This window comes from Sphingomonas sanxanigenens DSM 19645 = NX02 (assembly GCF_000512205.2).
In the GTDB taxonomy this organism is placed as follows: domain Bacteria; phylum Pseudomonadota; class Alphaproteobacteria; order Sphingomonadales; family Sphingomonadaceae; genus Sphingomonas_D; species Sphingomonas_D sanxanigenens.
The window spans coordinates 6,192,615-6,205,897 of the sequence record NZ_CP006644.1 but is presented as its reverse complement, the minus strand read 5'-3'; the positions used below and the strand labels follow the sequence as shown (position 1 = coordinate 6,205,897).

The window sequence follows — 13,283 nt, the reverse complement described above, 5'->3', positions numbered from 1 at the left end:
GCAACAGCTTCCCCCACCGAGGGTTGCGCCCTCGGAAAAGCCTGTCACGCTATACTGCTGTCCCCCGCGAAGTGAGTCGTTACCGCGGGGACATCTGATTTCTGTGAGCCAAACGACCCCCGATCAAGAGGCACCCCGGTCAAAAAAATGAAATAAAGGCGGTTGACTCGTTCAACCCCTAGAAACTCCTAGAATGCCGTCTCATGCCGCTGAAAACACGAGATTATTTCACTAGCGTTTCGGATCGGTGACGCCCGAATCGCGGGAAATCCTAGGGTTTCGGGATTCGATCGAATTGCCTTTGTGACAGGCACCGTCGCAGCGCATTCCATGCTGCAAATGCGAAAAAAGCCCGCCGGCGCGTGCCGACGGGCTTAATTATTAACGAATGACGAAGATGTCAGCCGAGCGCGGCGACCGCCTTGGTCAGGCGCGCGAACTTGCGCGACGCCGTGTTCTTGTGAAGCACGCCCTTGGCGACGCCGCGCGCCAGCTCCGGCTGCGCTTCGGACAGCGCGGCGACCGCCGCGGCCTTGTCACCGGCGGTCAGCGCGCTCTCGACCTTCTTCACGAAGGTACGGATGCGCGAAACGCGATTGCCGTTGACCACCGCGCGACGCCCGTTGCGCCGGATACGCTTCTTTGCCTGGGGCGTGTTCGCCATGCTCGTCCTCAAATTTCGCAATAATGGAAGCGGCGCGGGAAGCACCCGCACCGTGAAGGCGGCGCTATAAGCAGCTTTCGGAGATTCGGTCAACCATCAGCGCTGGCATTTCGCGCAGTAGAAGGTCGATCGCCCGCCATCGACACGCCGGCTGACGATCGTGCCGCACGCGCACGCCTCACCCTCGCGGCCATAGACCAGCCATTGCTTCTGGAAATAGCCCAGCTCGCCGTCGGGCCGCGCATAGTCGCGCAGCGTGGATCCCCCCGCTGCGATCGCCGCCGCCAGCACCTGGCGCACCGCGACGACCAGCGCCTTCAGCTTCGCGCGCGGGATGAGCCCGCCCGCCCTGTCCGGCGCGATCCTCGCGATATGCAGCGCCTCGCAGACATAGATGTTGCCGAGCCCCGCAACGATTCGCTGATCGAGCAGCAGTGCCTTCACCGGCGCGATTCGCCCGGCGAAGGCGTCGGCCAGATGCGCGGCGTCGAACCCGTCGCCCAGCGGTTCCGGGCCGAGCGCGGCAAAGGAGGCGAAGTCCGCCAGCGCGTCGGTGCGGACGATGTCGAGCGAGCCGAAGCGGCGCGGATCGTTGAGCGAGAGGCGCCTGCCGCTGTCCGTCTCGATCAGCAGATGATCGTGCCGGCCTATCTCCTTGGGCTCGACGCGCCAGCGCCCGGACATGCCGAGATGGAAGATCAACGTGTCGCCCCGATCGGTGTCGATCAGCCCATATTTGGCGCGGCGGCCGAGCGCGGTGACGGTGGCGCCGGTGAGCCGCTGACGCAGGTCGACCGGGATCGGGCGACGCAGGTCGGCGCGGCGTGGCTCGACACGCGCCAGCCGCTCGCCCAGCAGCACCGATCGGAGGCCCGCGACGGTGGTTTCGACTTCGGGAAGTTCAGGCATGCCGCAGCCGCTTAGCCCAATTCGCGATCGCGCGGAACGGCCCGGCGCAGGTTCGGTTTGCTGCCCGTCCCGCGCGCGGCTAAGGGCATGCGATGACCGACACCGTATCCTTCGGCTACGAGAATATCGACGCTTCGGAAAAGACCGGACGCGTCGGCGAAGTCTTCTCGAACGTCGCCCGCCGCTATGACCTGATGAACGACGCCATGTCGGGCGGCATGCACCGGCTGTGGAAGGACCGCTTCGTGCGCCGGCTGAAGCCCCGCGCCGGCGAACAGGTGCTCGACATGGCGGGCGGCACCGGCGACATCGCCTTCCGCATCCAGCGATCGGGCGCGCAGGTGACCGTGTCTGACATCAATGCCGACATGCTGGCCGTCGGCATGGAGCGCGCGCAGAAGAAGGGGCTCACCGGCCTCGTCTGGTCCGAACAGAATGCGGAGACGCTGACGTTCTCCGATCGCCAGTTCGACGCCTATACGATCGCGTTCGGCATCCGCAACGTCACCCACATCCAGCAGGCGCTTGGCGAGGCGCACCGCGTGCTGAAGCGCGGCGGCCGCTTCTTCTGCCTGGAGTTTTCGACGACGCTGTGGCCCGGCTTCGCCGAGGTCTACGACGCCTATTCGCATCACATGGTGCCCAAGCTCGGCAAGCTGCTGGCGAACGATGCCGACAGCTATCGCTATCTGATCGAATCGATCCGCCGCTTTCCCGACATGCCCACCTTCGAGGGGATGATCGGCAAGGCCGGTTTCGTGCGCACGCAGGTGGAGCCGTTGCTCGGCGGCCTCGTCGCGATCCACAGCGGCTGGAAAATCTGATGCGCCTCCTTCCCGCTCGCGCCGTCGCCGGAGGCGCAGCCGCTTGACCCGCCCCGCCGTCCACGTCTGGCGCCTCCTGAAATGGGGCCGCATCCTCGCGCGTTACGGCGCGCTTCAGGGCATCGAACGTGATCCGCTGACCCCGCCGCCGGTGCGCCGCCTTGCACGCATCGCCCGCTTCGGCGCGCGCGTGCCGAAACAGCCCGCCTATGCGGACGCCTTCCAGGCGATCGGCCCCGCCGCGATCAAGCTCGGCCAGACGCTCGCCACCCGCCCCGACCTCGTCGGCGAGGAGGCCGCGCGCGATCTGCTGCGCCTGCAGGATGCGTTGCCGCCCTTGCCCTTCGCGGACATCGAACGGCAGATCCATGCCTCTTTCGGCCGGCCGTGGCAGGATCTGTTCGCCAGCCTCGATCCGGTGCCGGTCGGCGCCGCCTCGATCGCGCAGGTCCATCGCGGGATCACCACCGATGGCCGCGACGTCGCGGTCAAGGTGCTGCGCCCCGGCGTGGAAAAGGATTTCGCCCGCGCGATCGACACCTATGAGTGGGCGGCCGCGCAGGTCGAGGCGATGGGCGGCGAACCCGCGCGACTGCGCCCCCGCCTCGTCATCGCCACCTTCAAGCGCTGGACCGCGCGCGAACTCGACCTGCGCCGCGAAGCCGCCTCCGCCTCCGAACTGGCCGAAGGCATGCAGGCGGAGCCCGGCTTCGTCATCCCCGCGATCGACTGGCAGCGCACCTCGGGCAAGGTGCTGACGCTCGAATGGCTGGACGGCATCAAGCTTTCCAATCGCGAGGGATTGATCGCGGCGGGACACGACCCCGCGGCGCTCGCGCACCGGCTGGTCCGCGCCTTCCTGCGGCAGGCGATCGCCGAGGGTTTCTTCCATGCCGACATGCACCAGGGCAATCTGTTCGCGCTGCCCGACGGCAATCTGGCGGCGATCGACTTCGGCATCATGGGCCGCATCGACCGGCGCGCACGGCTGTGGCTGGCCGAGATTCTCTACGGCCTCATCACCGGCAACTACCGCCGTGTCGCCGAGATTCATTTCGAGGCGCAATATGTGCCCGCGCACCACAATGTCGCCGAGTTCGCGACGGCGCTGCGTGCTGTGGGCGAGCCGATGCGCGGGCGGCCGGTGAAGGAACTGTCGGTCGGTCAGATACTCGACGGCCTGTTCGCGATCACGCGCGACTTCGACATGCAGACCCAGCCGCACCTGCTGCTGCTGCAGAAGACGATGGTCATGGTGGAAGGCGTCGCGACCGCGCTCGATCCCGATATCAACATGTGGGAAACTGCCGCCCCCTTCGTCCAGCAATGGCTGCGCGACGAACTCGGCCCCGAAGCCGCCATCGCCGACCGGCTGCGCGAGGATGTGGCGACGCTGGTGCGCCTTCCCGACCTCATCCGCCGCATCGAAGCGCGCTTCCCGCCCGCGGGCGCCGCACCCCCCTCCCCGCCGCTCGCCGAGGTGCAGGTGGTGCGGCTGGGCGGCGGCTGGCGCTATGGCGTGGTGGCCGTGGTCGCGGCGGCCGTCGGCGCCGCGGCGATGTGGCTGGCAGGATAGGGACGCCCGCGACAATGCTGCGGGCGATTCCGGACGCGTTCGATCGCGGGAAGCTGGCCGAGGTCGACGGCCGGCTCGACGTCATCACGGCCGACGAGCATGTCGACATCCGCCTCGCGATCGAAAGCGGCAGCCGCGCCTGGGGCTTTCCCTCGCCCGACAGCGACTATGATTGCCGCTTCCTCTTCGTGCGACGCGCCGAGGACTATCTGTCGCCCTGGCAGAAGCGCGACGTGATCGAGACACCGCTGATCGACGAACTCGACGTGAACGGCTGGGAACTGGGCAAGGCGCTCAAGCTGCTGCTCAAGGGCAATGCCGTGGTGATCGAGTGGCTGATGTCGCCGATCGTCTATCGCGGCGATGTGTCCTTCCGTGACGGGATGCTCGCATCGGCGCAGCGACATACCGATCGTGTCGCGATCGCCCGGCACTATCTCCACTTGGGGGAGCGGCAGCGGAACACCTATTTCGCCGATCACAAGCATGTCGCGCTGAAGAAGCTGTTCTATTCGCTGCGTCCGGCCGCCGCGCTGCGCTGGTTGCGGCTGCATCCCGACGCGCGCATCGCGCCGATGCATTTCCCGACCCTGCTCGATGAATGCGAGCCGCCGGCGGAGGTGCAAAAGATCGCGGGTGAACTGATCGCGCGCAAGGCCGTGACGCGCGAACTCGGCGCCGGCCCGCTGCCGGATCCGATCCGCGTTTTCATCGACGCGGAGTTCGAAACCGCCCACCAACATTTCGCGAAGCGCCCCAACCGGCTGTCCACCGAGGCAAAGGCTGACGCGGAGGCATTCTTTCGGACGATGCTCGGTGAACGGGGCTGATCGGCTCTCATCTGCGGCAGCGAAGCTACCCAAGTCAGTCCACGCGGGTTAATCGCAAAAAGGCCTGCAACCTCGGGAGGCAGATCGATGACCAAGCGCAAGACCCCGCCGACCGATCGCTCCGCTGACTGGCAGGCGCGCTGGCTCGCCGAGAACGGCCATTCACTTCAGGCCTCCAACGACTATGTCGACAAGCACGGCCTTCCGCTCGCGGAATATTCTTGGTTCGCGAGAGAGAAGGCCACGGAGCCTGATGAATGACCCAGCGCAAGATCCTGCTCATCATCGGCGGCGGCATCGCGGCCTACAAGGCGTGCGAGTTGATCCGGCTGATCCGCAAGGCGGGCATGTCGGTGCGCTGCGTGGTGACCGCGGGCGGGCAGCATTTCGTGACGCCGATGACGCTCGCGGCGCTCTCCGAACAGCCCGTCCATACCAGCCTTTGGGATTTGAAGGACGAGGCCGAGATGGGCCATATCCAGCTCAGCCGCGAGGCCGATCTGGTGGTGGTGGCGCCCGCGACCGCCGATCTGATGGCGAAGATGGCCGCCGGCATCGCCGACGATCTCGCCACCACCTTGCTGCTCGCCACCGACAAGCCGGTGCTCGCAGCACCGGCGATGAACGTACGCATGTGGCAGCACGCCGCGACCCGCCGCAACGTCGCGCAACTCAAGGCGGACGGGATCATCCTGCTCGATCCCGACGAGGGGCCGATGGCGTGCGGTGAGTTCGGCCCCGGCCGCCTGCCCGAGCCGAGCGCGATCATGGCGGCGATCGAGGCGCATTTCGCGGGCACTGTGCGGGCACCGGCGCCCACGGCGACCGGCGCCGGCCTCTCGCCGCTGCACGGGGCCGAGGACCTGCCCGGCCAGCCCGATTTCGCGCCCGATACGCACCGCGCGCTGTACGGCCGCCATATCGTCGTCTCCGCCGGCCCCACCCGCGAGCCGATCGATCCGGTGCGCTACATCGCCAACCGCAGTTCCGGCCAGCAGGGCTTCGCCATCGCCGGCGCGCTGGCGGCGCTGGGCGCGCGGGTGACCTTGGTCGCCGGCCCGGTCTCCCTGGAGACGCCGGCCGGGGTCGAGCGAATCGACGTGGAAACCGCGCGCGAGATGGCGGCGGCGGTGGATGACGCGCTGCCCGCCGACGCCGCGGTGATGGTGGCCGCGGTCGCCGACTGGCGCGCCGAGGCGGCGGCGGAGCACAAGATCAAGAAGACCGGCGATGCGCCGCCGACCTTGGCGCTCACCGAGAATCCGGACATCCTCGCGCGCGTCTCGGCGGCGGGGCCGCGGCGCCCGGCGCTGGTGGTCGGCTTCGCGGCGGAAACCGACAATGTGCTGGAGCATGCCCGCGCCAAGCTGGCGAAGAAGGGGTGCGACTGGATCGTCGCCAACGACGTCTCCGGCGACGTGATGGGCGGCACGGAAAATGCCGTGCACCTCGTGACCGCGGATGGCGTCGAGAGCTGGGACCGGATGCCGAAGGGCGCGGTCGCAACGCGGCTGGCGGAGCGGATCGCGACGGCGCTGGGCTGAACCTTCTTCCCTTGTGGGAGAAGGATACGGAGCCTTATGAGCGAAGCGAATTGGGCGAAGTTGGATGAGGGGTGCACGCCGAAAGCGCCGCTCCCAGCTCCGACCAGGGCCCGCCAAGGGGCGGCCGCAAGTCTGCGCAACCCTCTCCCCTTCCGGGGCAAGGGAAAGTTAGGGAACCCAATGACCATCACCATCGCCATCAAGCGCCTCCCCCATGGCGAGGGCCTGCCCCTCCCCGCCTATGCCACCGAACGCGCCGCGGGGCTCGACATCGTCTCGGCTGAGGATCTCACCCTTGCGCCCGGTGCGCGCCATGCCGTCGCCACCGGCTTCGCGATCGCGATCCCGAACGGCTATGAGGTGCAGGTGCGGCCGCGCTCGGGCCTCGCGCTCAAGCATGGCATCTCGCTCGCCAACACGCCGGGCACGATCGACGCCGATTATCGCGGCGAGGTGAAGGTGATCATGATCAACCTCGGCACGGAGCCTTTCGCGATCGCCCGGGGCGACCGCATCGCCCAGCTCGTCCCTGCGGAAGTGCTGACCGCCGGGTTCGAGGAGGTCTCCGACCTCGACGACACCGTTCGCGGCACCGGCGGCTTCGGATCGACCGGCATGGGGTTCTGATCGCGTGGACCTGACCGACGACCAGCTCGATCGCTACGCGCGCCACATCATCCTGAAGGAGATCGGCGGTGCGGGCCAGCAGGCGCTGCTGGGCGCGCATGTCGTGGTGATCGGTGCGGGCGGCATCGGCAGCCCGGCGATCCAGTATCTCGCGGCAGCCGGTGTCGGGCGGTTGACGCTGATCGACGACGACACCGTCTCGCTCTCCAACCTCCAGCGCCAGACCCTGTTCGCGACCGCGGATGTCGGCGCGGCCAAGGTGGAGACAGCCGCCGGCGCGGTGGCGCGGCTCAATCCGGATGTCGGCGTCGCCACCGTGAGGGAACGGATCGATGCCGGCAACGCCGCCGCGCTCCTCGCCGGCGCCGACGTGGTGCTCGACGGGTGCGACAATTTCGCCACCCGCCTTGCCGTGGCGGACGCGGCGCTGGCGCTGCGCGTGCCGCTGGTCTCGGCGGCGGTCGGTCAGTTCGAGGGGCAGCTCGGCCTGTTCCGCGGCTGGGATGCCGACAAGCCCTGCTATCGCTGCTTCGTCGGCGGCGATCCCGACCGGCCCGACATCTCCTGCGCCGACCAGGGCGTGCTCGGCGCGCTGACCGGCGTGATGGGCAGCCTCGCCGCACTGGAGACGGTGCGCGCGATCACCCGTTTCGGCGATGACAGCGCCGGCAAGTTGCTGCTGGTCGACGCCCTCGCCTTCCGCTTCCGCACCCTTGCCCTGCCCAAGGATCCCGGCTGCCCGGCCTGCGGACCGCGATGAGCGGCATCACCATCATCCTCGCGACGCCCGATGGCGCGAAGTTCCGCACCGCGCTGATGATTGCGGCGACGAGCGCGGTGCTGGGCGATGCCGCGCGGATCTTCTTCAGCGAAGCCGCGGTGGCGCTGCTCGGGGTGCCGCCCGCGGATCCCGCCGACGAATGGTACGCCTCGGAAGGCCTGCCGACTCTGGACCTGCTCTATGAGGAAGCGCTGGACGCCGGCGTGGCGCTGATCGCGTGCCAGAGCGGGCTGGCGCTGATCGGGCTCGATGCCGAACGGCTGGATCCGCGCATCGAGGCAGGCGGTCTGCTCGGCGCGCTGGCGGCGGATCGCGGGGCGCGGCTGATGGCGCTGTAGGGCTTGCCCGGCGGGCGGCCCTACAGCCATTCCTATTCCGCCGCTTTCTTCTTCGGCGCGGCCTTCTTCGCGGCCGGCGCTTTCTTGGCCGCCGGCGCCTTCTTCGCCGCCGGCTTCTTCTTCGCCTTGCCCTTCGCCGGCGCCGCCGCGGCGCGCGCGTCGATCAGTTGCGCGGCTTCCTCAAGCGTCAGCGCTTCCGGCTGCACCGTCTTGGGCAGGGTCGCGTTGGTCTCGCCATCGGTCACATAAGGGCCGAAGCGGCCTTCCATCAGCTTGATCTCGGCCTCGGTGCGCGGGTGCTTGCCGAGCATGCGCAACGGTTCGCGGGCCGCGCCGCGGGCCGGACGGCCGCCTGCCGCGGCTTCGGCCAGTTTCACCACCGCGGCGTTCATGCCGGTCTCGAACACCTCGGCAGTCGATTTCAGCCGGGCATATTTGCCGTCATGCGCCAGATAGGGCCCATAACGGCCGATGCTCGCGGTGATCGGGTTACCGGTCTCCGGATGCTTGCCGACCTCGCGCGGCAGCGACAGCAATTTGATCGCCCAATCCAGCCCGAAATCATCGCCCGGAATGTCCTTGGGGATCGAGGCGCGCTTGGCCTCCTTGCCATCGCCCATCTGGATGTAAGGGCCGAAGCGGCCCGAGCGCTTGCTGATCTCCTGACCCGTCTCCGGATCGGTGCCGATCACCTCGGGCCCCGCATCGCCACCGGCTTCCGCCCCCCCCGCCTGCGCGAAGCGGCGGGTGAACTTGCAGTCCGGATAGTTGGAGCAGGCGATGAACGCGCCGAAGCGGCCGCCGCGCAGTGACAGCCGGCCTTCGCCGCAGTTCGGGCACAGCCGGGGATCGCTGCCGTCGCCCTTGTCCGGGAACAGGTAGGGCCCGAGAAACTCGTCGAGCGCCGCCGTCACTTCGGAGGGCTTCTGCTCCATGACCTGCACGGTCTTCGGCTTGAAGTCACGCCAGAAGGCTTCGAGCACCGCCTGCCAGCCCGCACGTCCGCCCGAGACGTCGTCCAGGCTCTCCTCGAGCCCAGCCGTATAATCGTAGCTGACATAGCGTTCGAAGAAGCGCTCGAGGAAGGCCGTCACCAGCCGCCCGCTTTCGTTGGGCGTGAAGCGGTTCTTCTCGACCGTCACATAGTCGCGATCCTTCAGCGTCTGCAGGATCGAGGCGTAGGTGGAGGGGCGGCCGATGCCGAGTTCCTCCATCTTCTTGACGAGGCTCGCCTCCGAATAGCGCGGCGGCGGCTGGGTGAAATGCTGCTCGGCACGCACCGCCTTCTTCGCCGGCGTATCGCCAGTGGAGAGTTTGGGCAGCCGCTTGCTGTCCTCATCCGCCTCGTCGTCGCGGCCTTCCTCGTACAGCGCGAGATAGCCGGGGAAGAGCACGACCTGGCCGGTGGCGCGCAGCGCGTGGCGCCCGGAGCCGTCCTCCATCTCGGCGGTCGTCCGCTCGAGACGCGCCGAGGCCATCTGGCTGGCGAGCGCGCGCTTGAAGACGAGATCGTAGAGCCGGGCATGGTCGCCGGAGCCCGCGCGATCCTTCATGAAGTCGGTCGGGCGGATCGCCTCATGCGCTTCCTGCGCGTTCTTCGCCTTGGCCTGGTACTGGCGCGGCTTGTCCGGCACGTAGCTGGCGTCATAGCGGTGGGCGATCGCGCCCCGCGCCGCGGAGATCGCGCTCGGGTCCATCTGGACGCCGTCGGTCCGCATATAGGTGATCGACCCGTCCTCGTAGAGCGCCTGCGCCAGCCGCATCGTGTGGCTGGCGGAGAAGCCCAGCTTGCGCGCGGCCTCCTGCTGCAGGGTCGAGGTGGTGAAGGGCGGCGGCGGGTTGCGCGTCAGCGGCTTGGTCTCGACCGAGACGACGCTGAACCGCCCCTCCTCGACCGCCTTCTTCGCGGCCTCGGCATCGCAGGCCTTGCCGATCGTCAGGCGATCGACCTTGTTGCCGTTCCAGCGGACGAGACGCGCGGCAAAGCCGGTGCCGTCCTGCTCCATGTCGGCGGTGACCGACCAATATTCCTGCGCGACGAACGCCTCGATCTCGCGCTCGCGCTCCACCACCAGCCGCAGCGCGACCGACTGGACGCGGCCGGCGGACTTCGCGCCGGGCAGCTTGCGCCACAGCACCGGCGAAAGCGTGAAGCCGACGAGATAGTCGAGCGCGCGGCGCGCCCGATAGGCGTCGATCAGATCCTCGTCCAGCGCGCGCGGGTTCGCCATCGCCTGCGTGACCGCGGGCTTGGTGATCGCGTTGAAGGTTACGCGGCGGACGTCCTTGGGCAGCGCGCGGCGCTTCCTGAGCACCTCCTGCACATGCCAGCTGATCGCCTCGCCCTCGCGATCGGGGTCGGTGGCGAGGATCAGCGTGTCGGCGCCCTTCGCCTCGTCGGTGATCGCCTTCAGCTGCTTCGCCTTGTCGGCGTAGTTTTCCCACTCCATCGCGAATCCGTCATCGGGATTCACCGATCCGTCCTTGGCCGGCAGATCGCGGACATGGCCATAGGATGCCAGGACGCGATGCCCCGGGCCGAGATATTTCTCGATGGTTTTCGCCTTGGCGGGCGATTCGACGATCACGAGATTCATCAGTCGCGCTTTTCCTTCATACGTACGCGCGAGGGTGGCGGCCCGGTCTCTAGGGCGTCAAGTGGTTGCGATGCAATGGCGGAGGACGGCAGCCGCTTCATGCAAAGATGTCCGCCATCGCGCGTTCCCGGGTTTCGCCATGGCTGGCCGCGAACAGGGCGACCTGCAGGTGCCAGCCGACGATGAAGGTCGCCTCCATCACCAGATTGAGCACCACCAGCACCGGCAGCCATTCGGACCATTCGGACGGCAGCAGCAGCGTCGCCGCCACCAGCAGCGCGATGCCGGGCGCATAGACGATGACGAGCGACGCGAGCACCGGGCCGAAATTCCCCTCCGTCAGCGCCCAGCTTCGCCGCATCGCGTCGCTCGGCCCCACCTCCTCGGCGACGAGGATCGGCACGGACAGCGCCCAGCGCACCGTCAGGAAGATGCCGGGCACCACGAGCAAGACGAACCCGAGCAATATGGCGAGCCCTGAGAGGATGCCGAGCCCGAGGATCATCCAGAAGCTGCTTCCCCCGTCCGGACCGCGCAGTTGCAACGCTGCGAGCAGCGCGCGCGTGATCATCAGCTGGAAGATGAGCGAGAGCAGACCGACGACGATGGTTATGCCGCCGCTGCTGCCCAGTCCCGCCACATCGGTCAGCGTATCGAGCATGGCGAGCACCGCCAGCGCGAGCAACGAAGGCGCCGGGGCACGGCGCAGCAGCACCCGGGTCTGGGCCAGCACCGCGCCGGCATTGATGCGTAACACGTCCAACCCGGTCTCCTTAGGCAATGCTCACCCTGCTCCCGGCATGGCGCTCCAGCCGCCCTGCCAGCTCGAGTTCCAGCAGCACGAGCTGTACGATCGCCGGCGCCAGGCCTGAAAGACGGATGAGTTCGTCGACGGGCACCGGCACGGGGCCCAGCAATTCGGTGACCAGGGCACGGTCCGCGGCGCCGGCGTCGTAGACCGCGGGCGGCCCGGTCCAGGCGGCGCGATCCTGCCGCATGCGCGGGTCGATCGGGCGCACCGCCTCGACGATGTCCGCGGCGGACTGGACGAGCGTGGCGCCCTCGCGGATCAGCAGGTTGCAGCCCTGCGCGCGCTGGTCGAGCGGCGAGCCGGGCACCGCCATCACCTCGCGTCCGGCATCCGCGGCCATCCGCGCGGTGATGAGCGACCCCGATTTGGGCGCGGCTTCCACCACCACCGTGCCCAGCGCCAGCCCGGCGATGATGCGGTTGCGGCGGGGGAAGTGACGCGCCAGCGGCTCGCGCCCCGGCGGCTGTTCGGCAACCAGCAGCCCCTCTCGCGCGATCCGTTCCTGCAGTTCGGCATTTTCGGGCGGATAGGCGATGTCGATGCCGCTCGCGATCACACCGACGGTGCCGCCCTCGATGGAGCCCAGATGCGCCGCGGTGTCGATGCCGCGCGCCAGGCCGGACACCACCGTCACGCCCTCGTCCGCCAGCCCGCGCGCCAGCATCCGCGCGAAGCGGCAGGCCGCGGCGGATGCGTTGCGCGCGCCGACCATCGCCACCACCGGCCGGTCGAGCAGCGCGACGCTTCCGCGCAGGATCAGCGCCGGGGGCGCGTCGTCGAGTTCTGCGAGCGGTGCCGGATAGTCGGGCTCCTCCAGGAACAGGTGGCGCGCGCCCAGCGCCGCGACGCGTGCGAATTCGCGCTCGGCATCCTCGCGCCGGCAGGGCAGCGGCGCACGGCCACCGCCCCGCGCGGCAAGCTCGGGGATCGCCGCGAGCGCCGTCACCGCATCGCCGAAGCGGCGGAGGAGCTGACGATAGCTGACCGGTCCTATATGGGGCGTGCGCGCCAGCCGCAGCCGCGCGATCCGGTCCTCGTCGCGCCCGCCGTCAGCCACGCTTGGCGCTGCCGACCCTGGGCTCGGTACCCTCGAGCAGCCGGCCGATATTCTCGCGATGCTTCCACAGCACCATCAGCGCGAACAGCAGCAGCAGCGCGGCGATGCCGAACATGCCGAGCGCCGCCGCCGCGATCGGCGCCGCGATCGCCGCGGACATGCCGCCCACCGACGAGATCCGCGAGAGCGCCAGCGCCCCCAGCCAGACCACCGCGTAGACCAGCCCCACCTGCCAGCTCAGCGCCAGCGCGAGGCCGAGCAAGGTGGCGACCCCCTTGCCGCCGCGGAACGTGAGCCACACCGGATAGAGATGGCCGAAAAAGGCGCCGATCGCGGCGAGATGCTCGGTACCCGGCAGCAGCCACGCGGCCAGCAGCACCGCCGCCGCGCCCTTCGCGGCATCGAGGATCAAGGTCGCCGCGGCCAACCCCTTGCGCCCGGTGCGCAGCACGTTGGTGGCGCCGATATTGCCCGAGCCGATCTTGCGCAGATCGCCTGCGCCGCTGAACTGCGTCAGCAGCACACCGAACGGGATCGAACCCAGCAGATAGCCAGTGATCAGCGCGAGCGCCGCGCCGAACCAAGGTTGAGACAACAACGCGAACACCCCAAGGCAGCGCCGGCGCAGTCGATTGCCGGCATCCAGTGCTGCTCGTCTTAGCCTGATCGAAAGGCCGGGCAATGACATTCGCGCGCCCAGGGACTTCAAACATCGCACGCACCGC

14 protein-coding genes are annotated in these 13,283 nt (G+C 68.6%); 8 read left to right on the top strand and 6 right to left on the bottom strand.

Annotated elements, in window-relative coordinates; genetic code table 11:
- Positions 1-400: 400 nt before the first annotated feature.
- Entirely contained in the window at positions 401-664 is a 264-nt protein-coding gene (gene rpsT, locus NX02_RS28650; RefSeq protein ID WP_025295590.1) for a 30S ribosomal protein S20, read from the bottom strand.
- A 96-nt stretch (positions 665-760) separates the two neighbouring features.
- Positions 761-1,573, bottom strand: coding sequence for a bifunctional DNA-formamidopyrimidine glycosylase/DNA-(apurinic or apyrimidinic site) lyase (gene mutM / locus NX02_RS28645; RefSeq protein ID WP_025295589.1), 813 nt, complete (start codon positions 1,571-1,573; stop codon positions 761-763).
- A gap of 92 nt (positions 1,574-1,665) precedes the next feature.
- On the opposite strand from mutM, the gene NX02_RS28640 reads away from it, so the two are divergent.
- The 8 genes from NX02_RS28640 to NX02_RS28610 all read left to right on the top strand — a co-directional run bounded on the left by NX02_RS28640 (position 1,666) and on the right by NX02_RS28610 (position 8,093).
- Positions 1,666-2,397, top strand: a complete 732-nt coding sequence (locus NX02_RS28640) for a class I SAM-dependent methyltransferase (RefSeq protein WP_025295588.1) — start codon at positions 1,666-1,668, stop codon at positions 2,395-2,397.
- Positions 2,398-2,440: 43 nt separating this feature from the next.
- Positions 2,441-3,973: a 2-polyprenylphenol 6-hydroxylase gene (ubiB, locus tag NX02_RS28635; RefSeq protein WP_025295587.1), complete on the top strand. Its 1,533-nt coding sequence runs from the start codon at positions 2,441-2,443 to the stop codon at positions 3,971-3,973.
- A gap of 14 nt (positions 3,974-3,987) precedes the next feature.
- Positions 3,988-4,803, top strand: a complete 816-nt coding sequence (locus tag NX02_RS28630; RefSeq protein ID WP_025295586.1) for a nucleotidyltransferase domain-containing protein — start codon at positions 3,988-3,990, stop codon at positions 4,801-4,803.
- 87 nt (positions 4,804-4,890) lie between these two features.
- On the top strand, positions 4,891-5,064 hold the full coding sequence (locus NX02_RS31870) for a type II toxin-antitoxin system CcdA family antitoxin (RefSeq protein WP_084718154.1): 174 nt from the start codon (positions 4,891-4,893) through the stop codon (positions 5,062-5,064).
- On the top strand, positions 5,061-6,347 hold the full coding sequence (locus NX02_RS28625; RefSeq protein WP_025295585.1) for a bifunctional phosphopantothenoylcysteine decarboxylase/phosphopantothenate synthase: 1,287 nt from the start codon (positions 5,061-5,063) through the stop codon (positions 6,345-6,347). Before NX02_RS31870 ends, NX02_RS28625 begins: the two co-directional genes overlap by 4 nt.
- Before the next feature lie 180 nt (positions 6,348-6,527).
- Positions 6,528-6,974: a dUTP diphosphatase gene (gene dut / locus NX02_RS28620; RefSeq protein ID WP_025295584.1), complete on the top strand. Its 447-nt coding sequence runs from the start codon at positions 6,528-6,530 to the stop codon at positions 6,972-6,974.
- A 4-nt stretch (positions 6,975-6,978) separates the two neighbouring features.
- Positions 6,979-7,734, top strand: coding sequence for a HesA/MoeB/ThiF family protein (locus NX02_RS28615; RefSeq protein WP_025295583.1), 756 nt, complete (start codon positions 6,979-6,981; stop codon positions 7,732-7,734).
- A complete protein-coding gene (locus NX02_RS28610; protein WP_025295582.1) occupies positions 7,731-8,093 on the top strand; it encodes a hypothetical protein in 363 nt (120 codons plus the stop codon). The genes NX02_RS28615 and NX02_RS28610 overlap by 4 nt, the downstream gene beginning before the upstream one ends.
- Positions 8,094-8,125: 32 nt before the next feature.
- Here the strand turns inward: NX02_RS28610 and topA are convergent, their stop codons facing one another.
- The 4 genes from topA to plsY all read right to left on the bottom strand — a co-directional run bounded on the left by topA (position 8,126) and on the right by plsY (position 13,156).
- Positions 8,126-10,690, bottom strand: coding sequence for a type I DNA topoisomerase (gene topA / locus NX02_RS28605; RefSeq protein WP_025295581.1), 2,565 nt, complete (start codon positions 10,688-10,690; stop codon positions 8,126-8,128).
- Between the two features lie 97 nt (positions 10,691-10,787).
- Positions 10,788-11,453, bottom strand: a complete 666-nt coding sequence (locus NX02_RS31090; RefSeq protein ID WP_025295580.1) for a YciC family protein — start codon at positions 11,451-11,453, stop codon at positions 10,788-10,790.
- Between the two features lie 10 nt (positions 11,454-11,463).
- Positions 11,464-12,558 carry a DNA-processing protein DprA gene (gene dprA / locus NX02_RS28595; protein ID WP_025295579.1) on the bottom strand — a complete coding sequence of 365 codons (1,095 nt, stop codon included), beginning with the start codon at positions 12,556-12,558 and terminating at the stop codon, positions 11,464-11,466.
- A complete protein-coding gene (gene plsY / locus NX02_RS28590; RefSeq protein ID WP_025295578.1) occupies positions 12,551-13,156 on the bottom strand; it encodes a glycerol-3-phosphate 1-O-acyltransferase PlsY in 606 nt (201 codons plus the stop codon). Before plsY ends, dprA begins: the two co-directional genes overlap by 8 nt.
- Positions 13,157-13,283 lie beyond the last annotated feature (127 nt).

Bases quoted from the DNA above. Each gene is read 5' to 3' on its own strand.
- rpsT (WP_025295590.1), bottom strand. From the start codon at position 664: ATGGCGAACACGCCCCAGGCAAAGAAGCGTATCCGGCGCAACGGGCGT.
- mutM (WP_025295589.1), bottom strand. From the start codon at position 1,573: ATGCCTGAACTTCCCGAAGTCGAAACCACCGTCGCGGGCCTCCGATCG.
- NX02_RS28640 (WP_025295588.1), top strand. From the start codon at position 1,666: ATGACCGACACCGTATCCTTCGGCTACGAGAATATCGACGCTTCGGAA.
- NX02_RS28630 (WP_025295586.1), top strand. From the start codon at position 3,988: ATGCTGCGGGCGATTCCGGACGCGTTCGATCGCGGGAAGCTGGCCGAG.
- NX02_RS31870 (WP_084718154.1), top strand. From the start codon at position 4,891: ATGACCAAGCGCAAGACCCCGCCGACCGATCGCTCCGCTGACTGGCAG.
- NX02_RS28625 (WP_025295585.1), top strand. From the start codon at position 5,061: ATGACCCAGCGCAAGATCCTGCTCATCATCGGCGGCGGCATCGCGGCC.
- dut (WP_025295584.1), top strand. From the start codon at position 6,528: ATGACCATCACCATCGCCATCAAGCGCCTCCCCCATGGCGAGGGCCTG.
- NX02_RS28610 (WP_025295582.1), top strand. From the start codon at position 7,731: ATGAGCGGCATCACCATCATCCTCGCGACGCCCGATGGCGCGAAGTTC.
- topA (WP_025295581.1), bottom strand. From the start codon at position 10,690: ATGAATCTCGTGATCGTCGAATCGCCCGCCAAGGCGAAAACCATCGAG.